Genomic DNA, 24,178 nt, shown 5'->3' with positions numbered 1-24,178 from the left:
TTTTTATTCGATAGCTGCCCTTTGCATGGTATTGGGACTGAGCAGCTGCGGCATCTACTCGTTCAACGGCACCAACATCGACCCGGCGGTGCGCACGATTTCCATTGCCACCATCCAGAATAATTCGCCCTCGGGACCGGCTTTTCTGACGCAGCGTTTCACGGAAGATTTGAAAGATTACTTCCAGCGCAACACCAACCTGAAACTCGTGCCGCGCGACGGCGACTTGCAATTCGACGGCAACATCGTGGCCTACGACTTTGCGCCGGCCTCCATTCAGCAGGTTAATGGCGTGTCGCAAGCCGGCTCGAACCGCCTCACCATCCAGGTCAAAATCCGCTTCACCAACACCAAGGACGACAAGCAGAGCTTCGAGCAGGTGTTCCAGAACTTTGATGACTACGCGGCCAACCGCAACATCTCGACCATCAACAACGACCCATCCGCCGTGCGCACCACCACGGATAAAATCATTACCGACATTTTCAATAAGTCGGTAGCTAACTGGTAGGCGGCGAATAAATTGGGTTCTACTCAGGTCCGTTAGCGGGAAAATCAAGCGTCAAACTCCACGGGAAATATCCATTAACTGTACCATAGCAGCAAGGGTATCTGCGTAAATTAGCGTAATGTTGCACCCCCATTAATGGGTCCGGGACGCTGGTTTACGGCTTTGCTCCGAAAATCCGTCGTTTCTATTTACCGCCTCCACCGCCTGCTTCATCCGTGACCCGCGCTACGCTCCTGCACGTTCTCGACCGCCCCACCGCGCTGGGTCCGGCCGAAGTGCGCGAGCTTGAGCAGCTGGCCCAGGCCTTCCCCTACTGCCAAACGGCGCACCTGCTGCTGGCCAAAGCCGCCCACGACCAGGGCACTATGCTGGCCGGCCAGCGCCTGCGCCGCGCCGCCACCTACGCCGCCGACCGCAGCCTGCTGCGCCGCCTCATCGAGCAGGTAGAGCCGCTCCCCGTAGCTATTCCGGTTTCCGAGGCTGAGCCCGCCATTGAAGTCCCAGTCTTAGCCGTAATCGAGCCGGCCTCGGCTGCCGAAGCTGCACCATTACTCACCCCGGAACCGGTAGCGCCCGCCACCGAAATCCCTGCGCCACCACTGGCAGCCGTGGTAATTGAGGCGATACCTGAGCCGGTTGCAGCTGTTGCGGAGCCCCAGCCAGTAGCAATAACTCCGATAGTTCCGCCAACTTCTGTTGAAATAGAACAGGTTTTACCGCCTGCGGTGGCTGCTCAGTTGCCCACAGAACAGGCAGCCGCTTCTGCGCCTATTATTGAAGCCCTGCCTGAAGCAGTTCCAACGGCCGAGCCAATAGCTCCAGCGCCCACTGTTACGGAAGTATCGGTGGTGTTGCCGGAAGTAGCACCCGTAGCGGTAGAAGTGCTGGTAGCGCTACTGCCTTCGCATGAGTTGCCTCCGATAACTGCTGAACCGCAAGCAGTAGAACTAGTAGCAGAGCCTGCGCCAGTGGATTCGCTCATCCTGGTTGACCAGGAACAGGCCGCCATTACACCTGACAGCCTGCCCGAAACACTAGAAATAACTCCTGCGCCAGCCGCTGAAGCGCCTCAAGCAACTCTAGTCGCTGACGAATTACCCGCTCAGGCCCCTGCCATTCGGCCACCGGTAGAGGTGGGCGAAGCCCGGTTTGAGTTTGGCTTGGCCGATGCGGCCCCGGCCATCGTGCCGACTTACGAACTGCCCGGCCTGATTGATGAATGGGCCGCCTCGGCCGTTACGCGCAGCCTGGGTAGCTCCGGCGCATTTGCTCTGCCAAGCCCGGCCCCAGCCGCTCCCGTTTTCACCCCGGCCGCCTTCACCGGCGATGCCGTGGTAGGCTACTCCTTCGGCGAAAGCAGCCGTCTGGGTTTGTCCATGCAGTTATTGGACTTACTGATTGCCAAAGCCGAAGCCGCCGAAACGGCCACGGCCGTGGTGGCCGCCGCCCAGCCGCCGGCCGTGCCGCTCCCGCCCACCGGCACCTTCTTCGAGCCCGACCCTTTGTTACTCGACCACTGGGCCACGCACTGCCCCGCGCCGCCCGAACTGCCCTCCACGGTCGACCTTATCAATAACTTCCTTAAGCGGCAGCCGCGCCTCACGCGGCCCGGCATGCTACCGCCCTCGCCCGGCGGCCAGCCCGATTTGAGCGTGCGCAGCACCCGCGCCGAACCCGACCTCGTTTCCGAAAATCTGGCCCGCATCTTCGTGCGGCAGGGCAAAACGGCCCGCGCCATTGAGATTTATGAAAAGCTCATGGTGAAGCAGCCGGAAAAAATGGCGTACTTTGCACTCCAAATTCAATCATTGCAACCTTCAGCGTAATTTGCTTTTTCAGCTTCTTTACCCCTCATGTACACTGCTCTAATCATCCTCATTCTCCTGGTGTGTTTCCTGCTGGCCCTCGTAGTGCTGGCCCAAAACCCCAAAGGGGGCGGAATTTCCAGCCAGTTTAGCGCCGGCGGCGCGGCCAGCATGATGGGCGTGAAACGCACCGGCGACCTGCTCGAAAAACTCACCTGGGGCTTCGCCATTGGTCTGGTGGTGCTGTCGCTCGGCTCGCACATGCTCACCTCCACCGGCGGTGGCCCGGTGCGCAGCGTGAACCAGCAGCGTGCCCTCGAAACCAAGCTGCCTGCGCCTACTGCCCCGAGCGCTCCGGCCCCGACGGCTCCTGCCCCTGATGCAACCGCTCCGGCTACTGCTCCCACTGGCACCACTACGCCAGCTCCGGCAAACAAGCCTCAGTAATCGCGGCTTCTATTCTGAACCTGCAAAAGCCGGTGCTTCTCTAGCGAGAGGCACCGGCTTTTTCTTTGGGCCAACGCTGTATAGCTGCACGACTGAACCGGCCACCGGTACCGGCGCATCCGCCACTTCTGCCACATTTCACGGTTGAAACCTGCCCATTTTGTCAGGTTTGTGGCGCTGGCACGGGAAATGAGACAGGGCTGCACACGAAGATTTTCCATCTAATCCAACCCAAATACACCCAAAATGGCACTTAGCATCAAGCCCCAAGCTGACCGCATTATTGTTAAGGCTGCGGCCGCCGAGGAGAAAACCAAATCCGGCATTATCATCCCTGACACTGCTAAGGAAAAGCCTCAGCGTGGTACTGTAATGGCAGCAGGAGAAGGCCGGTATGCTGAAATGACTGGCACCTTAGTTCCGGTACGTGTTAAAGTTGGTGACGAAGTACTCTATGGCAAATATGCTGGCACCGAAATTACCGTCGATGGCGAGGATTACCTCATCATGAAAGAGTCGGACATTTTCGCTGTGCTCTAAGCGACTTGCTTGGGCTAATCGAAATCCTTAACATTTACCCTCCCAAATACTCCAACCCTAGCAATGGCTAAGAACATCCAATTCGACACCGAAGGCCGCGCCCGTCTGCAGGCCGGTGTGAACAAACTGGCGAACGCCGTGAAAGTGACCCTCGGCCCCAAAGGCCGCAACGTCATTATCGACAAGAAATTCGGCGCTCCCTCGATTACCAAGGACGGCGTGACCGTGGCCAAGGAAATTGAGCTGCGTGACCCGATTGAAAACATGGGCGCTCAGCTCGTGAAAGAAGTGGCTTCGAAAACGGCCGACCAGGCTGGCGACGGCACCACGACGGCAACGGTATTGGCCCAGGCCATCTACACCGCCGGCTCGAAAAACGTGGCCGCCGGTGCTAACCCGATGGACCTGAAGCGCGGCATCGACAAGGCGGTTATCGCCGTGGTTGCTAACCTGAAGTCTCAGTCGAAGAAGATTGAAAACTCGGCTGAAATAGCTCAAGTGGGCGCTATTTCGGCCAACAACGACATGGAAATCGGCCAGATGATTGCCGATGCCATGGACAAAGTTGGTAAAGAAGGCGTCATCACGGTAGAAGAAGCCCGTGGCACTGAAACCGAAGTGAAGACGGTGGAAGGCATGCAGTTTGACCGCGGCTACCTCTCCCCTTACTTCGTGACCAACCCCGAGAAAATGGAGGTTGAGTTCGACTCGCCTTACGTCCTCATCTACGACAAGAAAGTGAGCACCATGAAGGAGCTCCTGCCCGTGTTGGAGCAGGTGCTGCAGACCGGTAAGCCCCTCGTCATCATCTCGGAAGATGTGGACGGTGAGGCTCTGGCTACCCTCGTGGTGAACAAGCTGCGTGGCTCGCTGAAAATCGCGGCTGTGAAGGCTCCTGGCTTCGGCGACCGCCGCAAGGCCATGCTGGAAGACATTGCAACCCTCACGGGCGGTACCGTTATCAGCGAAGAGCAGGGCTACAAGCTCGAAAACGCTACCCTGGAGTACCTCGGTACGGCTGAGAAAATTATCATCGACAAGGACAACACGACCATCGTGAACGGCAAGGGCTCGAAAGAGGCCATCACCGGCCGTATCAGCCAGATTAAGGCGCAGATGGAAACCACCACGTCGGACTACGATAAGGAGAAACTGCAGGAGCGCCTCGCTAAACTGAGCGGCGGTGTTGCTATTCTCTACATCGGCGCTTCGACTGAAGTGGAAATGAAAGAGAAGAAAGACCGCGTGGACGATGCCCTGCACGCTACCCGCGCCGCCGTTGAGGAAGGCGTGGTACCCGGCGGTGGCGTGGCCCTGGTGCGTGCCATCGAGGCTTTGGCCGCGGTGGACACCCACAATGCTGACGAGCGCACCGGCGTGAACATCATCCGCACCGCCCTTGAGGCTCCCCTCCGCACTATCGTGGCCAATGCTGGCGGCGAAGGTTCGGTGGTGGTGCAGAAAGTGCGCGACGGCAAAGGTGACTACGGCTACAACGCCCGCGAGGACCGTTACGAAAACCTGGTGGCCGCTGGTATCATCGACCCCACCAAGGTGACCCGTCTGGCCCTCGAAAACGCTGCTTCTATCGCCGGCCTGTTGCTGACGACTGAGGCCGTGATTTCGGACGAGCCCGAGCCCAAGGACAACGGCCATAGCCACGGCGACGGCGGCATGGGCGGTATGGGTGGCATGGGCGGCATGATGTAAGTCAACGCCGCTGGCAGCCTTTCGCTGTTAGCTCATGAGAAAGCCCCGCTGGCAGTGCCGGCGGGGCTTTTTTGTGTCGAAAGAGGTCTGGAAGGTTTGTAGTCGGGACGGAAGGTTCAGACCAGTGACCGAAGGTTTGTAGTCGGGAAGCGGTTGGCGGGAGTCGGGAAGCAGTTGGCGGTAGTCGGGAAGCAGTTGGCGGCGGTCGGGAAGCAGTTGGCGGCGGTCGGGAAGCGGTTGGCGATAGTCGGGAAGGGTTTGGCGGGGGTCGGGAAGCAGTTGGCGGCTATCGGGAAGCCATTGGCGACCGTCGGGACGGAACTGGCGGGGCTCGGGATACGGCAGGCAGTAGCCGGCAAGCCCACCTTCGGGCAGCAAAAAGCCCCCGATGCTGCTGCATCGGGGGCTTTTTCAGAAGCTAAACAGACTCCGCCTTACGCCTGCGCAATAGGCGCGGGGTAGTTGCGGGCGTCCATCATCTTGGCCAGCTTGCCGCTGATGAGGAAGAGGATGGCGGCAGCCACGGCGGCCGAAACCACGAAGACCATGAAGAAATCGTAGAGGTTGGTGATGTGGTAGCCGAGTATTTCCGGGGCGGGGGCCGTCGATTTGGGGTCGGGGTAGAGGCTGCTCATGTAGCCGGCCAGGTAGTTGGCGGCGGCGTTGGCGAGGAACCACACGGCCATCAGCAGGGAGGCAAATTTGACGGGAGCCAGCTTGTTCACCAGCGACAGGCCGATGGGCGACAGGCAAAGCTCGCCCACGGAGTGCAGGAAATAGAGCGCCACCAGGAAGAACATGCTCACCTTCACGCCGGGCTGCAGGTTGTGCACGCCGAAGCACATCACGAGGTAGCCAGCGGCCAGCATGGCGAGGCCGATGCACATTTTGAGGGGGGATGGCGGCTCGGCCCCGCGACGGCCCAGGGCCGTCCAGACCATGGCCATGAGCGGCGCGCCCACCACCACGAAGATGGCGTTGAGGTTCTGGAAAATACTGGCCGGCAGCGTGAAGCCAAAGATGGTGCGGTTCATCTGCTCATCGGCGAAGAAGGTGAGCGAGGCCGGAGCCTGCTCGAACGCCGCCCAGAAAAACACCACGAAAAACGACACGATGAAAATCACCATGATGCCCTTGATGTCGGCCCCGCTCAGGGATTTATCGCTGAAAATCATGTAGGCAATGCCCACGACGGCCACGCCCAGCAGCGGCGCGATGGTGGGAAACTTGGCCGAATCGAGCCAGAGAATGCCCAGGATGATGGCCAGCAGCACCGGCAGCAGCGCGTAGACGCCCATGATGCCGCCCGAAATGGCGGGCGTTTCGCCCACCTGCACGCCTTCCGGCGTGTGGAGGTATTTGTCTTTGCCCCAGTTGAAAACGACGGTGCCCAGCAGCATGGCAATGCCGCAGGCCAGGAAAGCCCAGCGGAAATCGGCGGGGTTGCCGGTGTCGCCGATGAGGCTGGTGATGGTGTTGCCGATGAACGAGCCCAGGTTGATGCCCATGTAGAAGATGGTGTAGGCCGCGTCTTTGCGCTTATCGGCCGGGCTGTAGAGGGAGCCCACCATGCTCGAAATATTGGGTTTGAAGAAGCCGTTGCCCACAATCATCACGCCCAGGCCGAGGTACAGCATCCAGTGGCTCAGGGCGTGGGTGTCGGCCGCGCCGTAGTTCGAGGCCGAGAAAAACAGGGTGAACTGGCCCAGCGCCATCAGCAGGCCGCCGGTGAGGATGGAGCGCCGGTTGCCCCAGTAGCGGTCCGAAATGAAGCCGCCGATGAGGGGCGTGAGGTACACCAGACTGGTGTAGCCGCCGTAGAATTTGGACGCGAAGGCCTTGTCCATCATCATGGCCTTGGTGAGGAACAGCACCAGCACGGCGCGCATGCCGTAGTAGCTGAACCGCTCCCACATTTCGGTGGCGAAAAGCAGGTACAGGCCGCGCGGGTGGCTCGTGGACTCCGCGGATTGCTCTATGGGAGCAGGAATGGTTTGCATTGAAGAAAACTAGGGGTGAGAAATGAGTTGCTAGCAGGGGAAATGCGGCCCGCTGCATTCTTGATGCAATACGGGCACGGTAAATCTAAGAAAGTTTCGGCATTATGAAGCTTGTGGGCCGGGCTGAATTAATGGCAGAACTGTCATCCTGAGCGTAGCGAAGGACCTTTTCACCCCTGCGCCAGTTGAATTTACTGCCAACCGTTCAGCGGTGAGAAGGTCCTTCGCTGCGCTCAGGATGACAGTTCTGCCTTGCCGGTCTTGCCGGCTGAGTCACTCCGGTACGCTTTGGCCCGGTAGGCCCCGGGGGCCATCCCGGTTTGCTTGCGGAAAAACCGCGTGAAATACCCGGGGTCCACAAATTGCAATTCATAGGCAATTTCGGCCACCGAGAGCGAGGTATATAAGAGGTAATTGTGCGCCCGGCGAATGGTGTGGGCCTGCACAATCTGCTGGGCCGTTTTGCCCTTCACGGCCTGGCAGATGCGGTTGAGGTGAACCGGCGTAATCTTGAGCTCCTGGGCAAAATCGGAAATCTTCTTCTCGAAGGGCGCGGTGCGCTCGATGGCTTTCTGGAACTCGCGGAAGTAGTGCAGGGCGCGGTTGGGGCTTTCCTCCTGGCCCCGGCGGTGGTGCAGCAGCCGGAATATTTTCACGAACAGCAGCTTGAAATAGCCATTCAGCGCGAGCTGCTTGCCGGGCAGCTCCGAATTGATTTCCTCGTGAATCTGCTGCTCCAGGGCCGATAAATCGGCGAAGCTGACTTCGGAGTTGAATTCGGACAGAATGTGCAGCGCGTTGATTTCAACCAGCACACCGGGCGTGGCTTGCAGAATGGTATCGAGCAAGGCTTCTGATAAGGTGAGCGTGCGGCCCTTCACCTGCGGGCTGAAGGTGAAGCCGTGGACAGTATTGGCCGGAATGATGACCAGGCAGGGCGTGCGCAACTCTACCAGCTCGGTGGCCTCGAAAGCGGCGCGGCCGGCTTCGAGGAAAAACAGCTGGAACAGGTTTTCGTGCAGGTGCGGCTTCAGGCCCCAGTCGGTGAAGCGCTGGCGGGGCACGATGAGCTGACTTTTGAGGTAGTCGTGCGAAATCTGGGCACGGCTATCGCCGTAAATTCCGTTGTAGCGGGCAATATCGGTGCGCATGGACAAAAGGGCGAAAGACCGGGACAAACCAAACCTAAAGGTAGTCAGGCGTTGCATTCCTCCTATCGGTTTTGATTTTTAAGCCGTATATTCCACTTAACGGGCACAAGTCAGCGATACCTGGTTTGATTTGTCCTGCTAAAAAAACAAATTGTTTCACTGGTAACGTTTGCAGCGTTTCTACCTTTGTACCAGAAGTCAAGAGAATTCCCACCCAACACTTTCAGGGCCATGCAACAAGAATCCCAGTTTGCCGCCAATCTCCGCAATCGTTTGCAGCCTTTGGGCTTCACCGAAACCGCCACCGTTCACCTCAACCCAACGCCAGCCGAGCTCATTGAGCACGCCCTGCGCAACGGCGAAGGCCAGCTTACCGACACCGGCGCGCTGATGGCCGATACCGGCAAATTCACCGGCCGCTCGCCCAAAGACCGGTTTGTGGTGAAGGACGCCAACACCGAAAACAGCGTGTGGTGGGGCGATATCAACATCCCTTTCGACACCGATAAATTCGACCAGCTGCACCAGAAAATGGTGGCCTACCTGGCCGATAAGGAGCTGTACGTGCGCGAAGCCTACGCCGGAGCCAACCCCGACTACCAGCTTAAGCTGCGCATCGTGAACGAGCAGGCCTGGCACAACCTGTTTTGCTACAACATGTTCCTGCGTCCCGCGCCCGGCGCGGACACCTCCTGGACGCCCGACTTCAGCATCATCTGCGCCCCCGGCTTCGAGGCCGACCCGGCCGTGGACGGCACCCGCCAAGCCAACTTCGCCATCATCAACTTCACCAAGAAGATGATTCTGATTGGCGGCACGGGCTACGCCGGCGAGATGAAAAAAGGCATTTTCGGCGTACTGAACTACCTGCTGCCCCACGAGCACAACACGCTGAGCATGCACTGCTCGGCCAACGTGGGCAAAGGCGGCGACACGGCCATCTTCTTCGGCCTCTCCGGCACTGGCAAAACCACTTTGTCGGCCGACCCCAACCGCGGCCTCATCGGCGACGACGAGCACGGCTGGACGCCCGACGCCGGCATCTTCAACTTTGAAGGCGGCTGCTACGCCAAGGTGATTGACCTGAGCAAGGAGAAGGAGCCCGAGATTTACGATGCCATCCGTTTTGGCTCCATCGTGGAGAATACGCGCTTCATCCCCGGCACGCACACTGTGGACTACGCCAACAAGTCGGTGACCGAGAATACCCGCACCGCCTACCCCATCAACTTCATCCCGAACGCCATTGAGCCCGGCGTGGCTGACGCCCCGAAGAACATTTTCTTCCTCACGGCCGATGCTTTTGGGGTGATTCCGCCCATCAGCAAGCTCGATAAGAGCCACGCCATGTACCTGTTCATGTCGGGCTACACGGCTAAGGTGGCCGGCACCGAAATGGGCGTGACCGAGCCCCAGACCACGTTCTCGGCCTGCTTCGGCGCGGTGTTCCTGCCGCTGCACCCCACCAAATACGCCGAGATGCTGGGCCAGAAAATGGACGAAAACCCGGACATCAACGTGTGGCTCATCAACACGGGCTGGACGGGCGGCAGCTACGGCACCGGCCACCGCATGAAACTGCCATACACCCGCGCCATGATTACGGCCGCCCTCAACGGCCAGCTCGACGAGGTAAAATTCACCAAGCATCCCGTGTTTGGCATGATGGTGCCCGGCGCGGTGCCCGGCGTGCCTTCCGAAATCCTGGACCCGCGCAACACCTGGGCCGACAAGGAAGCCTACGACAAAACGGCTTCGGACCTGGCCGAGAAATTCGTGGAGAACTTTAAGAAATACGCCGAATTTGCCAATGAGGAAATCCTGGCCGGCGCGCCGCACATTGCGGTAGAAGCTTAGGTTTCCGCAGTAGTTCACTCACCAGAAAGCCCCGTCGGTTGCAGCCGACGGGGCTTTTGCTGTTTTATTGAAGGAAGCTGGACGGCTAAACGGTTAGCTCACCAGCTGCTCGACGGGAATGCGCTGGCCGTTTTTAATCAACCATTCTTTGAAGGTTTGCAGCTCGGGATTTAGCTCCCGCGAGAAGGCCAGATTCCGGGCCTTGAGGCAATCTTCGGCAAAATCCCGCTGGAACTGGAACATGTTTCCGAGGTCGTCGGCTCCGGGAAAGCCCAGGTTGCGGTATTGCTCGGGCGTTATCTCGTTGTAGGCAATGGGCAGGCCGAAAACTTTGGTCATAGCATCGGCCATTTGCTGGCCAGTAAGCTGCTCGCCGGCGATGCCAACCGTTTTGCCAATCAGCGCCTTGCCTTTCTTGAAGACGCCCAGCGCGCACTTGCCGATGTCCTCGGCCGCGATGCCCGACAGCTTGCTATTGCCGAGGGGGAAACTGATGGCCAGCTTGCCGTCCGGCCCCGGTTTCGGCCCCATGCCGAAGTAGATGAAGTTCTCCCAGTAGAACGAGGTGAGCAGGAAAGTGGTCGGCACTTTGAGGTCGGAGAAGTAATGGTTGGCCCCGCCTTTGCCGTCGAGGTGCGGCACTTTGTATTTGCCCATCAGCGTGGGCATCCGGTTGTCGGTCAGCGGAATCCACTTGCGCGAGTCCTCCAGCGTCGACCAGATAACGTGCTTCAGGCCCGCATCCTTGGCCGCCTGGGCCATATTGCGGGCCTGGGTATCCTCTTTCTCGGGCGAGTAATGCTCCCAGAAAAAGGTCACGCAATACGCGCCGTAAGCACCGGCCATTGCCCGGCGGATGCTCGCCGGGTCGTCAAGGTCGCCGGCTACGACCTGAGCCCCGAGCCGCACCAGCTGCTGCGCCTTGGACGAATGAATATCGCGGGTGACGGCGCGCACGGCGAATTCATCGGAGGCGTCATTCAAAATTGCGCGGACAAGGCCGCCGCCCTGGGCACCAGTGGCACCGAAGACGGTAATGAGTTTCTTTTGCATAGCTCAAGCGGTTGATAGAAATCAAAAAAAAGGAAACGTTACTAAATTTAATTAATATATTCAATATTTACTATTAATAAAAACAAGCTAATTGCCTCCCCTTATCAAGTAGCTCTCCGCAAAGCGGCTTTTACTCCACCCTGCCGTTCTTTGCGCCATGCATACCTTCTTTGCGCCCGACCTCGCCGGCCCTACCTACACCCTGCCCGAAGACGAAAGCAAGCACGCCGTGCGCGTGCTGCGCCTGGGCGTGGGCGACGAAGTGGAACTACTCGACGGCCGGGGCGGCCTCTACAAGGCGGCCGTGGCCGATGCCAATCCCAAGCGCTGCCAGCTTCGCATCACGCACCACGAGAGCGTGCCGCCCCGCTCCTACTTCACCCACGTAGCTGTGGCCCCCACCAAAAACCTCGACCGCATGGAGTGGTTCGTAGAAAAGGCCGTGGAAATTGGCGTAGAGCGCATCAGCTTCCTGCGCTGCGCCCGCTCCGAGCGCCGCGAGCTGAAGCTGGAGCGGCTGGAGAAAATTGCCATCAGCGCGTTGAAGCAGTCGGGCCAGGCCTGGCTGCCGCAGCTGGATGAGCTGCAGGATTTTGGGGCTTTTGTGGCCGGGGTTACGCCCGAAACCACATTTATTGCCCACCTGGAGGAAGGCGAGCGCACATCGCTGGCGCAGGTGGCCGGCGCGGGGCCGGGCTGCTGCGTACTAATCGGGCCGGAAGGGGATTTTACGCCGCAGGAAATCGCGCTGGCGCTAGCAAAAGGGATTCAGCCGGTCACGCTGGGCGCTTCGCGGCTGCGCACGGAGACTGCCGCGCTGGCGGCGGTTTTTACGGCGCACATCGGGCGTTAAAACCTTCTACCCCTGCGGCTCAATGTGAATCAGGACGTGGCCGAGCTGCGGAAGCTCACTGCGCAGGGTATCCTTGAGGTGGTGGGCAATTTCGTGGCCTTGCCGCACGGTAATATCGCCGCTCACGTTGGCGTGCAGGTCGACGTGGTACTGCATGCCGGCTTTGCGGATGAAGCACTTTTCGGTGCCGCGCACGCCATCTACCGTGAGGGCAACAGCCCTGATTTCCAGCACCAAATCATCGTAGACGTGCTCATCCAGGATTTCGCCCAGCGCCGGGCGGAAAATCTGGTAGCTGTTGTAGAAGATAAAGCCAGAGGCGAACAGGGCGGCCCAATCGTCGGCCGATTCATACCCTTTGCCCAATACCAGCGCGATGGAAATGCCGATGAACGCGGCCACCGACGTAATGGCGTCGCTGCGGTGGTGCCAGGCATCGGCTTTGAGCGAGGAACTGTTCGTCTCCTCTGCTTTTTTCATCACCTTGCGGAAGGAAATTTCCTTCCAGACGATGATGCCGCTCAGAATGCCCAACGTCCAGGCTTTGGGCAGGGCGTGGGGCGTGCCAATGTTCTGAATGCTCTCGTAGGCAATAATGGTGGCCGAGGTTATCAGAAAGCCCACCACCAGAAACGTTATCAGCGGCTCAATGCGGCCGTGGCCGTAGGGGTGGTTTTTATCGGCGGGCCGGCTGGCGTACTTGATGCCGAAAAGCACTAGGAACGACGCGAAAATATCGGTCGTGGATTCGATGGCATCGGCCACCAGCGCATAAGAATTGCCGAAATAGCCGGCCACTCCTTTGATTAGCGCCAGGCTCGTATTGCCAATGATGCTGAAATAGGTGGCTTTGATGGCGGTTTCTTCGTTGGTCATAAAGTGAGCCGAGATGCTATTCTGAAGCAAAAAGGGCGGGCCGCCCTATTTCAGGTAATACGTGCGGACCAGTTGCATGGCCTCTTTTTCGTCGGCCGTACAAACGTCGCAAAAAGTCCCGCGGCCATTGACCGGTCCTTCGTATTCCCAGGCAAAGGTATTGGGCGTCTGGCCAGCGCCGCTCACCGACAGCAAGTCATCACTGGGAACAACGGACAGCACCTGGCCATTGGCAAACTGCACCTTAAAGCCCGGCTGGCCATTCAACTGCGTTTTGCCGACGTATTTCAGCTTTACTTCTCTACGGCTAGGCCCGTACGAATAATAGATGTCGGTGCGCTTGCCGGCCTTCACCCAGAAGCTCAGGTGCTCATAGCCGACCGTGCCCGACGCGCCAAAAGAATACGAAGCGACTTTGGTGGGCGCGCTTTTGGTTTGAGCTTGGGCTGCGGCTCCGGCTAGGAGCAGCGTGGCGGTGATGGCAAGGAGCTGGACCTTCATGGTCAAACGGATGAAGTTCGGGAAGCTCGGCGGGGGCACCCACCGAGGCGGGCGGCCCCACGGTGGCGTTTACTAAACCCAGCGCTTAAATGTTGTCACTCTTAAGCAGCTGCCGAATAGCGGCCAGATGCGCCAGCAGCACTAGGGGCACCACGCAGCCCGGCAGCCATACAAACGGGAAATGCAGAATGGCCACGTTGGGCTGCTCGAAGGCGAAACGCTGCAAAGGCGTGGGGGCCGACAGCAGCGCGTTGACCACGATATTGAGCAGGGAAGCAAGTCCGAGAATGTTCCACAGCAGCAGCCCACGGCGGCCTAACTGCTGCTGGCGGAAAGCGAAATAATATATCACGGGAGCCGTGAGACCCGCCAGAATATCCCAGTTGCGACCTTCGAACGTCATCAGCTTCGGCACGGCTTGGTGCAGATACAGACCGAACAAAACCAGCTCGACTGGAAATCGGACCATGTGAAGCAGGGTCAGCATTTCTAGGCGCAACCCATCAAACCAGCGCCGCCCGGCGGCCGTGGCAAACAGCACCGCAATCAGCAGCAGCGGCGGGCCCAGCAGCAGCGCCAGTCGCGGCGGCAGCGCGTTGCTGATGGTGTAAAAGCCGCTCAGGCCCACGGCTCCTTGCAGCCCCAGCCAGGCCAGTAGCACCAGCAGCGTGCGCCCGGAACGGTGCGCGGCGAGATAGAACAGCCAGACGGCTAGGCCCGTGGTCAGGCCGAAAACGAGGCTGAGAAGCGCGGTATTGGGGAGCGTATGCATGGCCGGGCGGGTTGGTTTTTGGTACAACACAAAGGAACTGACCCACCTCCCGGCGCGGCTTGCCAAATGGCAAGAAAATGCGGCCGACGCTACTTTGCTGTCGGCCCTTTCCGAATCCGGCTCAGCGAGGTGTCGGTGATACCCAAGTAGGAGGCTACGGTTTTCAGCGGCGCGTGCTGGAGAATTTCGGGGCTGGCGTGGAGCAGGCTTTCGTAGCGGGCGGCGGCGGGCTCGGTTATCAGGGCCAGCATGCGGCTTTTGAGGGCCGCGTAGCCGCGCACCAACACCGAGCGGCCGAACTCCCGGAACTCGGGCCGGGCGTGAAATAAGGCGTTCAGTTGCTGGTGGGTGATGCTCCAGCCCTGGCAGTCGGTGAGGGCTTGGATGTACTCCTGCGAGGGTGTGCGGTTGAAAAACGACGCTACCTCGAACACAATCTGGCCACTGGCATAGAAGCCGGTGGTCACGTCGTTGCCGTCGGTATCGTAGGCGAAGGCGCGCATAAAGCCGCTGTCCAGAAACAGGTAGTCGTCGCTCACCTTGCCGGCCCGAAGTAGAAAATCGTGCTTGGCAATAGTCTTAGGCACAAAGGCAATGGCAATGTCTTCGGCCTGCGCGGCGCTGATGGGACCCATGCTTTGGAAAAATTGGGTTAGCTTCTCTTTCGTCATGAATCCTGTCTAAAATCGCGGCCTGCCGTGGCACCCAATATAGGTGCGAAGCCGGCACAGGTGGCTACATTGCGCCTGTGGTGCCCACCGTGCGGCCCGCAGGCCCGAACTTTACGATTCCCGCTGCCATTATACGGCTGGCGGGTTCGGCCTGCCCACTCGTTTTATGCTGAAATACCTGCTTTTATCCGCTTCGCTGCTGCTCTCGGCCGCCGAGCCCGCGCCCAGCTTCCGCATTGCCAAGCTGCACTACGGCGGCGGGGGCGACTGGTACGCCAACAAAACCTCGCTGCCCAACCTCATCAGCTTCTGCAACCAGAGCCTGAAAACCAACATCGCGCCCGACGAAGCCACCGTGGAGCTCGACGCGCCGGAGCTGCTCTCCTACCCCTTCATCCACATGACCGGGCATGGCAACGTGAGTTTCACCGCGGCCGAGGCCAAAAACCTGCGCCGTTACCTCACGGGTGGTGGTTTCCTGCACATCGATGACAATTACGGGCTCGATAAATTCATCCGGCCCGAGATGAAAAAGGTTTTTCCTGAGCTGGAGTTTGTGGAGCTGCCTTACTCCCACCCCATCTACCACCAGAAATACCAGTTTCCCAAAGGCTTGCCTAAGGTGCACGAGCACGACGGCAAGCGCGCTCAGGGTTTCGGGCTGGTGTACAAAGGCCGACTGGTGTGCTTCTACACCTATGAATGCGACCTGGGCAACGGCTGGGAAGACGTGGGCACCTACCCCGAAGACTCGCCCGCCATTCACGACGCGGCCCTGCGCATGGGCGCCAACCTGGTGAGCTACGCCCTGACCCAGGACTAAGCAAAAAATGCCGCGCCGCGTTCGATGGCCTATTTTCGCCTTATCAACGTTGCTTTTTCTATGCCCAATCCTCCGGAAAGCCCGGCTATTCTGCCGCGCCTTCGCCTAGAAACCAGACCATTCCACGACGCCGTGGAGCAAAACCCGTTCAATCAGGCCTTGAGCGCGGGCACGGTAACGGCTGCCGATACGGCACAATTCCTGGCTAAGATGTACGGTTTGCTGGAACCGTATGAAGCTCAGCTGAAAGCGCACGCCGCCACCTTTGGCCCCGCTTGGCAGCTCGACCAACGCTACCGTGCCCCCCTGATTCTGGATGATTTGGCCCGGCTGGGCCACGATGCCACGCCGCCTTCTTACCCCAAATTGCCGCCGCTCAGCACCCGCGCCCAACTGCTGGGGGCCATGTACGTTTTCGAAGGGTCGACGTTGGGTGGTCAGGTGATTGCGCGGCAGCTCGACAAGGCGGGCATTGCCGCGCACGCCTTTTTCACGGGCCGGGCCGAACGCACCGGACCGCTCTGGAAGGCCTTCTGCCAGCAGCTGACCGAGGCCGCCGAAACCGGCAACGACGACCCGACGGCCATTGCGGCCTCGGCCGTTCACACTTTTCAAGCCCTAGCTACATGGCTAAATCAGCGCTAAAACTCACCGACGAAAGCCTGCTCGGTCAACCCATTACGCTCAATAACTGCGACCGGGAGCCCATTCACATCCCCGGCCTGATTCAGCCCTACGGCTTTTTGCTGTGCCTCGATGAGCAGAGCCGTCGCGTGGTGCAGGCCAGCGCCAATACCTTGACGCTGCTGGGAATGGCCCCCGAAACCCTCATCGGGGCCGGTCTGGGCACATTGCTGGAGCCCGAGCAGCTGGTGGAAGTGGAGCGTGTGTGGACCAAACTGGGGCCGGACGGGCGGCTGCTGGGCATCCGTCTCGGGCGGGTGACGGGCCAGCCGGCCTACAAGCTCATCCTGCATCGCTACGACGGCCTGCTGTGGGTAGAAGGCGAGCCCGTGGCTGACACCAGCGTGAGTGCCATCGACTTGCCCGCTCTTAACGTGAGCCTGGGCCGCCTGCTCACGGCCGAAAGCGTGCTGGAATGCTGCCAGGTCACGGCCCAACAAGTGCGCGCCATCACGGGCTTCGACCGGGTGGCCATCTACCGCTTCGCGCCCGACGACAGCGGCGAAGTCATTGCCGAGGACGTGCGCGAGGACCTGCCCCCCTGGCTGGGCATGCACTACCCGGCCACCGACATTCCGAAGCAGGCCCGGGCCATGTACCTCAAAAACTGGCTGCGCTTTATCCCCAATGCCCGCTACGCGCCGGTGCCACTGGTGCCCACGGTGGTGCCCGGGGCCAGCCGCCCGCCGGACATGACGTATTCGGTGCTGCGCAGCGTGTCGCCCATTCACCTCGAATACCTGCATAATCTGGGCTCAGAGGCCACCATGACCATTTCGCTCATTCAGGAAGGGCGGCTGTGGGGCATGGTAACCTGCCATCACCAAAGCCCGCGCCTGGTGAGCTACGAGCTGCGCGACCTGTGCCAGTTCCTGGGCAAAACCGTATCGGCGCTGCTCAAAAGCAAGGAGCAGCAGGACGAGCAGGCCTACCGCCTGCGCATCCGTGAGGCCCAGGTGCGGCTGTTTGATTTGGTGGCCACCCAGACCAATTTCATGGATGGTCTGCACCGCTTCACCCCCAACCTGCTCGACGTACTGGATTGCGGCGGCGCGGCCATTTGCTTTGGTGGTGAGATTATTACCATGGGCCACACGCCCAAACCCCGCCAGATTGAGGAGGTGGTGGAATGGCTGCGGGACAACAATTCGAACGACGTTTTCGTCACCGATTCCTACGCCCAGCTGAACCCGGCGGGCAAGGCCATCCGGGGCACGGCCAGCGGCATTCTGGCGGTGGCACTGGCCCGCGAGGCGGGCGAATACATCCTCTGGTTCCGCCCCGAGCAGCTGCAAACCGTGACCTGGGCCGGCCGCAACGAAAAAAACCAGACCACCGCCGACGGCCAGATTTTCCTCTCGCCCCGGCAGTCGTTTGAGGCCTGGAAGCAGACCGTGGAGGAAACCTCAGCCCCGTGGCTGCCCCTCGAAATAGAAGCTGCTAAGGAAATCCGCCTGCACATTTCCGACATCCGGCTCAAGGTTTTCAATGAGCTGCAAGCCAAGGCCCTCAATCTGGCCCGCCTCAATGCCGAGCTGGAGCGCAGCAACGACGAGCTGGACTCGTTCGCCTACGTGGCCTCGCACGACCTCAAGGAGCCCCTGCGCGGCATCCACAACTACTCCCTGTTTTTGCTGGAAGACTACGCCGACCAGCTCGATGCCGAGGGCGTGAGCAAGCTTCAGACCCTGGTGCGCCTCAGCCAGCGCATGGAGTCCCTCATTGAGTCGCTGCTCCAGCTCTCACGCGTGGGCCGGGTCGAGCTGGCCCTCGATGCCGTGAATTTGAACGACGCCCTGGCCGACATTCTCGACCTGCTGCACCCCCGCCTGGAGCAAACCCAGACGACGGTGACCGTGCCCAGCCCTCTGCCCACCGTGCGCGGCAGCCGCACCTCCATTCACGAGGTATTCAACAATTTGCTGACCAACGCATTACGCTACAATAACCACGTCAAAAAGCAGGTTACCATCGGTGTAGCCCCGCCCGAAATTCGCGGCCCGAAAGGCACCGGAAATCCGACCGATTTCACCGTTATTTACGTACAGGATAACGGCATCGGCATCGACCCGAAGCACCACGAAAACATCTTTAAAATATTTAAGCGCCTGCACGCGCAGGACAAGTACGGCGGGGGCACCGGGGCCGGCCTGGCCATTGCCCGTAAAATGGTGGAGAAGCACGGCGGCGAGCTGTGGGTTGATTCCACGATTGGCAAAGGTGCCACTTTCTATTTTTCGATTCCCAACAATCTGTAAGTCAATGAATCCCACCGCCCTCATTCCCATCCTCGTGGTGGAAGACAGCGTTGAAGACTTCACGGCGCTGAGCCGGGCCTTCCGCAAAAACGCGGTGCCCAACCCCCTGCTGCGCTGCGAAGACGGCGACCAGGCCCTCGAATACCTCAAGGGCTACGGCAAGCACCCGGACTACCCCAGCCAGTTGCCCGTCATCATCATGCTCGACCTCAACATGCCCGGCACCGATGGCCGCGCCGTACTTGATATCCTCAAGAGTGACCCCGCCCTGCATACCATTCCGGTTATCATTTTCACCACCTCATCTAACAGAACCGATATTGCCGAATGCTACCGCCTGGGGGCCAATAGCTACCTCACCAAGCCCATCGGCTATCCCGAGCTGGAAGAAAAAGTGCGGCTGATTATCCGTTATTGGCTGGAGGCTTCCGAGCTTCCCTTGGCTGGTTAAGTACCTGTGAAGCGAATTCTACTGATTGACGACAACCCGGAGGACCGGATGCTATACCGGCGCTTCCTGGGCCAGCAGGCTGGTTTTCAGCGCCTGGAAATAGTGGAAGCATCCTCGGGGGCTGATGGGCTGGAGCAATTCCGCATTCAGCAGCCCGACTGTGTGCTGCTCGACTACAACCTGCCCGATACCGACGGCCTGGACCTGCTGGAGGCCCTGCGCGAACTGGCCCCGCCCGATACGCTGTGCGTGGTGATGATAACCGGCGGTGGCAACGAAACTCTGGCCGTGCGCGCCCTCAACTCTGGTGCGCTCGACTACCTGGTGAAGCAGCAGTTCGACCGCGAGCTACTGAATAAAACGGTGCTGCACGCCATCGAAAAAAACGAGTGGCGGCAGTACGTGGCCCGCTACCACGGCGAGCTGCAGGGCGTGAACCGCGAGCTGCGCGACTCCCTGGCCGAGCTCACCGAAATCCGCCAGGAGTTGCACGAGAAAAATGCCCAGCTCAGCGCCGCCAACCAGGAAATCGGGGCCCGCAACCGCCTACTGGCCCGCACCAATCAGGACCTCGACAACTTCGTGTACGCCGCCAGCCACGACCTGCGCCAGCCCCTCGACAACCTGCGCGGCCTCTTCGACGAGCTGCGCCGCACCGCCACCTTCCAGGACCCCGAAGAAGCCGTAGTGATGCGCCTACTGGAAGATTCCCTGCACAGCCTGTCCACCACCATCACCGACCTGGCGGCCGTGGTGCAGGAGCAGCGCAGCCCCGGCGAGCAAGCCGCCGAGCAGGTCACGTTTGACAGCCTTGTGGCCGATGTGCTCAAGGCCCTACGCCCGCAGCTGGTGGCCACCGCAGCCCACGTCGACACCGATTTTACCGGTTTGCCCACCCTGCGCTACGTGCGAAGCAACCTGCGCACCATGCTCATCAACCTGCTGGGCAACGCCCTCAAGTACCGGCATCCCGCCCGAGCACCCCACATTCGGGTGCGCACTTATAAAGCTGACGGTTGCCCGGTGCTCGAAGTGCTCGACAATGGCCTGGGCATGAATCTGGACCGCCACGGGGCCGAGCTATTCCAGCTGTTTCGGCGCTTCCACCCGCAGGCGGGCGAAGGCACGGGCGTAGGCCTGTTCCTCGTCAACCGGCTGGTGCAGTCTGAGGGCGGGCACATTGCCGTCGAAAGCGAGGAAGGCCAGGGCACGGTGTTCCGGGTATTTCTGCACGGCAATCGCGGCAAGTGCTAGGGCCTGAGCGCAGCGCTCAAGAGGCTTCAAACGCCACTCGGCCCGAAAAACCTGTCCAAAAGCTGGCAGGTTTTTCGGGCCGAGGGCGTTTGAAGCTTAATTCCTAGCGCACGCCCTGCTCGGGAAAGCGCCCCGATTTAGTGCGATAAAACGCTTTAATTTTGGCCTCATCGGCCTCGTAATCACCTGTGGGCCACACGGCTTCGCCGATTCCGGCTTCCTTTTTGGCATAGTCCAGGTACCCCAGCCGGATGGGCACGTGCGCGCCCAAGGCCGCAAAGTAGTAGCCCTTACGCCAGCGCGGCTGGTAGGCCCGCGTGCCCTCCGGCGTGATGAGAATCACCAGTTCCTCGTGCTCATCAAAGAGCTTCACCATGCCATCCACGAGGCTGTTGTTCTTGCTGCGGTCCACGGCCAGGCCGCCGATGGCCTTCACCAGCCAGCCCAGCGCGAAGTTTTCGGTCCACTCCTTTTTCACGGTGAAGCGCACGGGTACCCCCATCAAATAGAAGGCGGCCCGGGCCAGAATGATGTCCCAGTTACTGGTGTGCGGGGCCGCAATCATCATGCTTTTCTTGATGTCGGGGTTGTGAATCTCGCCCAGGTGCCAGCCGGCCACGCCGAACACGAGCTTGGCCATGGCATACCAGAAAGGGGATTTCGAACGAGCAGACTCAGGAGACATCAGTTTATAAGCGCAAGGAGAAAGGAAAAAAACAGCCAGAGCCTCGATGCCGCCGCTCGGCCCCGAATTCAATGGGAGTGCAAAGATGGGCAATTGGTCCAGAATTGCATTCAGGGGCCGCCCGCGCCTACAGCAACGCCTGCAAGGCCTCGGCCTGCCCCATGGCGTAGCGGTAGCCGATGTCGAACAGCTCGGGGCCGCGCTTGTAGCTCAGGGGGCGGTAGTGGCGCAGCTCGGGCGGCTCCAGCAGCAGGTCACACTGGTTTTTGCGGGCCGCCGTGTTGGCATTGATGGCTAGGTGCAGGGTGCGCTCGATGAGGCGGCGGAAGGTGGGAATGCGGGCTTCGGGGTTGATAGGGTTGCAGTGCACACCCACCACGCGCAGGTTCGTTTGGCCCAGCAGCGGTTCCACGGGCAGGTTATTGAGCAGGCCGCCATCCACTAGCTGCCGCCCTTGGTACTCCACCGGCCGGTAAATTATCGGCACCGCTGACGAAGCCAGCAGCGGCGGCAACAGCGCCCCCGAATTGAAATACACCGACTCGCCCACCATCAAATCCGTGGCCACCAGCGTCAGCGGCCGGCTCAAATCCTCAAAATTGACCGTACTGCCCAGGTGCCGGGCCAGCAATTGCTCCACCGCATCGAGGTGCAGCAGCCCAAACCGGCTGAACGCCGGCCGCGTGAGCCGAAACACATTGGTAGCCAGTAATAATCGCAAAATCTCGCGCGGCGCAAAGCCCGCCGCGTAAAACACGCTGGCAATGGCCCCCGAGCTCACACCCGCCAGCTGCGCCACCGGCAACTGCAACTCATCCAAGGCCGCCAGCACGCCCAGGTGCGCAATCCCGCGCGCCCCGCCGCCCGATAATGCCAACCCAAGCTGCGGATTGGTCCGTTGGTGGGTTTGCGAATTGGTGGGGTCGTAAGGAAGCTGCACGTTCTTAGCTGTCGGATTTTGTCCTGATACGTTGTTCTCCCATTATTCCGCCACTCCACCGAATTACAAATCCGCCACCCGCAGGGTCTGGTCCAGGCGTATGCCTCTGTCGGTCAGGGCTACGGTACAGGCTTCGTTGGTAGGGTCATGTTCCAGCAGCAGCACCCAGTTTTCTTCGGCAGCGCGGCGCAGCACGGCTTCTTTCTCGGGCATCGTGATGAGCGGACGCACATCGTAGCTCATCACGTAGGGCAGCGGAATATGCGCGGCACTGGGCAGCAAGTCGGCCATGAAAGCCAGCGTGCGGCCCTTGTAATCCAGCACGGGCACCATCATTTTCTCGGTGTGCCCGTCGGCCAGAATGATTTCTCGAAACTGTGGCAGCTCATCGGGCACGCCCTTTTGCAGGTCGATAAACTTCAAATGCCCGCTTTCCTGAATCGGCAGAATGTTCTCCTTCAGAAAGCTGGCCTTTTCGCGCGGGTTGGGCGTCACGGCCCAGTCCCAGTGCGCCTCATTGCTCCAATAGGTGGCATTCGGAAAAGCCAGTTGCAATACCCCATCGGGCCGGCGCTGCACCGAGCCGCCGCAATGGTCGAAGTGCAGATGCGTCAGGAAAACATCGGTAATGTCGGCGCTGGAGAAGCCCAGCTTGCGCAAGGACTTCTCCAGCGTGTCGTCGCCGTGCAGGTAAAAATGGCCCCGGAATTTCTCGTCCTGCTTGTCGCCAATGCCATTATCAATCAGCAGCAACCGGCCGCCATCCTCAATCAGCAGGCAGCGCATGGCCCAGGTGCACATGTTGTTGGCATCGGGCGGGTTCAACTTCTGCCACATGCTTTTGGGCACCACGCCAAACATGGCGCCGCCGTCGAGCTTGAAAAGGCCGGTATCGATGGTGTGGATGGTCATTTTTTAGGGGATGAGGGTGGGATGGTATGAGGTATGAGGGACAATTATACGCTAGTATTCCAACTCTTGCCCTCCTCCCCCATACCTTCCAACCTTAACCTATTCCACCACCACGCCCATCGCCGAAAACTTATCAATACGCTGCGAAATCCGGTCTGCCACCGAAATCGCGCTCAGTTCCTTCAGCGTCTTCAGCAACGTGCTTTTTAGCGTTTCAATCATGATTTCGGGCGCGGTGTGTGCCCCGCCCAGCGGCTCCTTCACAATACCATCAACCAGACCGGCCGATTTCATATCCGTGGCCGTGAGCTTGAGCGCTTCGGCCGCCTGTTCCTTATAATCCCAGGAGCGCCACAGAATGCTACTGCACGACTCCGGCGAAATAACAGAGTACCAGGTATTTTCCAGCATCAACACCCGGTCGCCGATGGCGATACCCAATGCCCCGCCGCTCGCGCCCTCGCCAATGATGACGCAGATAACCGGCACCTTCAGCATGAACATCTCCTTGAGGTTGCGGGCAATGGCCTCACCCTGCCCCCGCTCTTCGGCCTCCAGGCCGGGGAAAGCGCCGGGCGTGTCAATGAGTGTCACCACGGGTACGTTGAACTTCTCGGCCAGTTTCATCAGGCGCAAGGCCTTGCGGTAGCCCTCGGGATTAGGCATGCCGAAGTTGCGAAACTGGCGCTGCTTGGTGTTGTGGCCCTTTTGCTGGCCGATGAACATCACCGTCTGGCCATCAATCTCGCCGAAGCCGCCCACCATGGCCTTGTCGTCGCCCACGGTGCGGTCGCCGTGCAGTTCCACGAACTTCTCGGCCATGCCCTCAATATAGTCTAAGGTGTAGGGCCGCTCCGGGTGGCGCGAGAGCTGCACCCGCTGCCAGCGCGTGAGGTTGGCGTAGGTTTCCTTTTTAAGGTCTTTGATGCGTTTTTCCAGCGCCGCGACGGCTTCGCCTACTTCCACGTCGCTGTCGGCAGCGAGTTTCTGCATTTCAAGAAGCTTGCCTTCGAGGGCAGCGATGGGTTGTTCAAAATCGAGGAGCATGAGCGGCGAATGGCTTGGCAAGTGAGTAGGAAGGCGAAAATAGCGGGTAGCAGCGGTCTAAACAGGACTTATACCCGCTGCCATCGGCCCTAAATGCCGTGGGCACGGCGGTTGGCAAAGGTAAAACATCTGCCGTTGCGGTAGCGCCAGAAAAATAATCAGACTGATAAACAACCCCCAAGCTCCAAAACGCGACAGATTCGAGAAAAATATTGGCCTCATCCTTGCGGGTGGCAATTTCTTTCCCCTACCTTTGTGTCACCAAAGCGGAAAAGCACACGGCTTCTCCACTTGAGACACACGGTTTGGTAGTTCAGTTGGTTAGAATGCCGCCCTGTCACGGCGGAGGTCGCGGGTTCGAGTCCCGTCCAGACCGC

General features: G+C 59.9%; 24 protein-coding genes and 1 tRNA gene. 13 read left to right on the top strand and 12 right to left on the bottom strand.

The genetic code is table 11. From position 1 onward, the window contains the following. The first annotated feature begins 25 nt into the window (after nucleotides 1–25). The 5 genes from AAFH49_RS05220 (at nucleotide 26) to groL (ending at nucleotide 5,013) form a co-directional block, all read left to right on the top strand. Nucleotides 26–511, top strand: coding sequence for an LptE family protein (locus tag AAFH49_RS05220; RefSeq protein WP_342296447.1), 486 nt, complete (start codon nucleotides 26–28; stop codon nucleotides 509–511). A 215-nt stretch (nucleotides 512–726) separates the two neighbouring features. Further along, nucleotides 727–2,337 (top strand): hypothetical protein, encoded by a 1,611-nt coding sequence (locus tag AAFH49_RS05215; protein ID WP_342296446.1) that lies wholly within the window; start codon nucleotides 727–729, stop codon nucleotides 2,335–2,337. Nucleotides 2,338–2,364: 27 nt separating this feature from the next. Then, a complete protein-coding gene (secG, locus tag AAFH49_RS05210; protein WP_342296445.1) occupies nucleotides 2,365–2,763 on the top strand; it encodes a preprotein translocase subunit SecG in 399 nt (132 codons plus the stop codon). A gap of 246 nt (nucleotides 2,764–3,009) precedes the next feature. Beyond that, the gene (gene groES / locus AAFH49_RS05205) at nucleotides 3,010–3,303 is read left to right on the top strand and encodes a co-chaperone GroES (RefSeq protein ID WP_342296444.1); all 294 of its coding nucleotides are present in this window, start codon (nucleotides 3,010–3,012) and stop codon (nucleotides 3,301–3,303) included. A gap of 63 nt (nucleotides 3,304–3,366) precedes the next feature. After that, entirely contained in the window at nucleotides 3,367–5,013 is a 1,647-nt protein-coding gene (gene groL, locus AAFH49_RS05200) for a chaperonin GroEL (RefSeq protein WP_342296443.1), read from the top strand. 27 nt (nucleotides 5,014–5,040) lie between these two features. Here groL and AAFH49_RS05195 read toward each other — a convergent pair whose 3' ends face one another. From AAFH49_RS05195 to AAFH49_RS05185, 3 genes are all read right to left on the bottom strand, one after another. After that, the gene (locus tag AAFH49_RS05195; protein ID WP_342296442.1) at nucleotides 5,041–5,391 is read right to left on the bottom strand and encodes a hypothetical protein; all 351 of its coding nucleotides are present in this window, start codon (nucleotides 5,389–5,391) and stop codon (nucleotides 5,041–5,043) included. Nucleotides 5,392–5,447: 56 nt separating this feature from the next. Then, nucleotides 5,448–7,013 (bottom strand): peptide MFS transporter, encoded by a 1,566-nt coding sequence (locus tag AAFH49_RS05190; protein ID WP_342296441.1) that lies wholly within the window; start codon nucleotides 7,011–7,013, stop codon nucleotides 5,448–5,450. Nucleotides 7,014–7,246: 233 nt separating this feature from the next. Then, nucleotides 7,247–8,164 (bottom strand): AraC family transcriptional regulator, encoded by a 918-nt coding sequence (locus AAFH49_RS05185; protein ID WP_342296440.1) that lies wholly within the window; start codon nucleotides 8,162–8,164, stop codon nucleotides 7,247–7,249. Between the two features lie 231 nt (nucleotides 8,165–8,395). Between AAFH49_RS05185 and pckA the strand changes: the two genes are divergently transcribed. Then, nucleotides 8,396–10,021, top strand: a complete 1,626-nt coding sequence (gene pckA / locus AAFH49_RS05180; protein WP_342296439.1) for a phosphoenolpyruvate carboxykinase (ATP) — start codon at nucleotides 8,396–8,398, stop codon at nucleotides 10,019–10,021. A 93-nt stretch (nucleotides 10,022–10,114) separates the two neighbouring features. On the opposite strand, the gene AAFH49_RS05175 is transcribed toward pckA, so the two are convergent. Next, nucleotides 10,115–11,074 (bottom strand): NmrA/HSCARG family protein, encoded by a 960-nt coding sequence (locus AAFH49_RS05175; protein ID WP_342296438.1) that lies wholly within the window; start codon nucleotides 11,072–11,074, stop codon nucleotides 10,115–10,117. 157 nt (nucleotides 11,075–11,231) lie between these two features. Here AAFH49_RS05175 and AAFH49_RS05170 point away from each other — a divergent pair, with 157 nt between their 5' ends. Next, the gene (locus tag AAFH49_RS05170; RefSeq protein WP_342296437.1) at nucleotides 11,232–11,927 is read left to right on the top strand and encodes a 16S rRNA (uracil(1498)-N(3))-methyltransferase; all 696 of its coding nucleotides are present in this window, start codon (nucleotides 11,232–11,234) and stop codon (nucleotides 11,925–11,927) included. A 6-nt stretch (nucleotides 11,928–11,933) separates the two neighbouring features. Here AAFH49_RS05170 and AAFH49_RS05165 read toward each other — a convergent pair whose 3' ends face one another. From AAFH49_RS05165 to AAFH49_RS05150, 4 genes are all read right to left on the bottom strand, one after another. Further along, complete coding sequence (locus AAFH49_RS05165) at nucleotides 11,934–12,803, bottom strand: cation diffusion facilitator family transporter (protein WP_342296436.1); 870 nt, start codon at nucleotides 12,801–12,803, stop codon at nucleotides 11,934–11,936. Nucleotides 12,804–12,848: 45 nt separating this feature from the next. Next, on the bottom strand, nucleotides 12,849–13,304 hold the full coding sequence (locus AAFH49_RS05160) for a hypothetical protein (RefSeq protein ID WP_342296435.1): 456 nt from the start codon (nucleotides 13,302–13,304) through the stop codon (nucleotides 12,849–12,851). Between the two features lie 85 nt (nucleotides 13,305–13,389). Beyond that, nucleotides 13,390–14,076 carry a hypothetical protein gene (locus AAFH49_RS05155; protein ID WP_342296434.1) on the bottom strand — a complete coding sequence of 229 codons (687 nt, stop codon included), beginning with the start codon at nucleotides 14,074–14,076 and terminating at the stop codon, nucleotides 13,390–13,392. An 89-nt stretch (nucleotides 14,077–14,165) separates the two neighbouring features. Next, a complete protein-coding gene (locus AAFH49_RS05150) occupies nucleotides 14,166–14,711 on the bottom strand; it encodes a Crp/Fnr family transcriptional regulator (protein ID WP_342296433.1) in 546 nt (181 codons plus the stop codon). A 202-nt stretch (nucleotides 14,712–14,913) separates the two neighbouring features. Between AAFH49_RS05150 and AAFH49_RS05145 the strand changes: the two genes are divergently transcribed. From AAFH49_RS05145 to AAFH49_RS05125, 5 genes are read left to right on the top strand one after another with little or no spacing between them, the layout of a single operon-like run. Next, nucleotides 14,914–15,570: a DUF4159 domain-containing protein gene (locus AAFH49_RS05145; RefSeq protein ID WP_342296432.1), complete on the top strand. Its 657-nt coding sequence runs from the start codon at nucleotides 14,914–14,916 to the stop codon at nucleotides 15,568–15,570. 60 nt (nucleotides 15,571–15,630) lie between these two features. Continuing rightward, nucleotides 15,631–16,215, top strand: coding sequence for a biliverdin-producing heme oxygenase (locus AAFH49_RS05140; RefSeq protein WP_342296431.1), 585 nt, complete (start codon nucleotides 15,631–15,633; stop codon nucleotides 16,213–16,215). Next, entirely contained in the window at nucleotides 16,197–18,512 is a 2,316-nt protein-coding gene (locus AAFH49_RS05135) for an ATP-binding protein (protein ID WP_342296430.1), read from the top strand. Before AAFH49_RS05140 ends, AAFH49_RS05135 begins: the two co-directional genes overlap by 19 nt. Nucleotides 18,513–18,516: 4 nt before the next feature. After that, on the top strand, nucleotides 18,517–18,963 hold the full coding sequence (locus AAFH49_RS05130; protein WP_342296429.1) for a response regulator: 447 nt from the start codon (nucleotides 18,517–18,519) through the stop codon (nucleotides 18,961–18,963). Between the two features lie 6 nt (nucleotides 18,964–18,969). Then, on the top strand, nucleotides 18,970–20,217 hold the full coding sequence (locus AAFH49_RS05125) for a sensor histidine kinase (RefSeq protein ID WP_342296428.1): 1,248 nt from the start codon (nucleotides 18,970–18,972) through the stop codon (nucleotides 20,215–20,217). Nucleotides 20,218–20,320: 103 nt separating this feature from the next. On the opposite strand, the gene AAFH49_RS05120 is transcribed toward AAFH49_RS05125, so the two are convergent. The 4 genes from AAFH49_RS05120 to AAFH49_RS05105 form a co-directional block, all read right to left on the bottom strand. Continuing rightward, entirely contained in the window at nucleotides 20,321–20,857 is a 537-nt protein-coding gene (locus AAFH49_RS05120; protein WP_342296427.1) for a 1-acyl-sn-glycerol-3-phosphate acyltransferase, read from the bottom strand. 172 nt (nucleotides 20,858–21,029) lie between these two features. Then, nucleotides 21,030–21,842, bottom strand: a complete 813-nt coding sequence (locus tag AAFH49_RS05115; protein ID WP_342296426.1) for a patatin-like phospholipase family protein — start codon at nucleotides 21,840–21,842, stop codon at nucleotides 21,030–21,032. Nucleotides 21,843–21,905: 63 nt separating this feature from the next. Beyond that, nucleotides 21,906–22,754 (bottom strand): MBL fold metallo-hydrolase, encoded by an 849-nt coding sequence (locus AAFH49_RS05110; protein ID WP_342296425.1) that lies wholly within the window; start codon nucleotides 22,752–22,754, stop codon nucleotides 21,906–21,908. A gap of 99 nt (nucleotides 22,755–22,853) precedes the next feature. Further along, nucleotides 22,854–23,801, bottom strand: coding sequence for an acetyl-CoA carboxylase carboxyltransferase subunit alpha (locus AAFH49_RS05105; RefSeq protein WP_342296424.1), 948 nt, complete (start codon nucleotides 23,799–23,801; stop codon nucleotides 22,854–22,856). A gap of 302 nt (nucleotides 23,802–24,103) precedes the next feature. On the opposite strand from AAFH49_RS05105, the gene AAFH49_RS05100 reads away from it, so the two are divergent. Then, nucleotides 24,104–24,177: transfer RNA gene (locus AAFH49_RS05100), tRNA-Asp, on the top strand. Nucleotide 24,178 lies beyond the last annotated feature (1 nt).

It is taken from the genome of Hymenobacter segetis (assembly GCF_038448715.1).
GTDB lineage: Bacteria > Bacteroidota > Bacteroidia > Cytophagales > Hymenobacteraceae > Hymenobacter > Hymenobacter segetis.
Note: the sequence above shows the minus strand (reverse complement) of the source record. Positions and strands in the feature narration are given on the sequence as shown.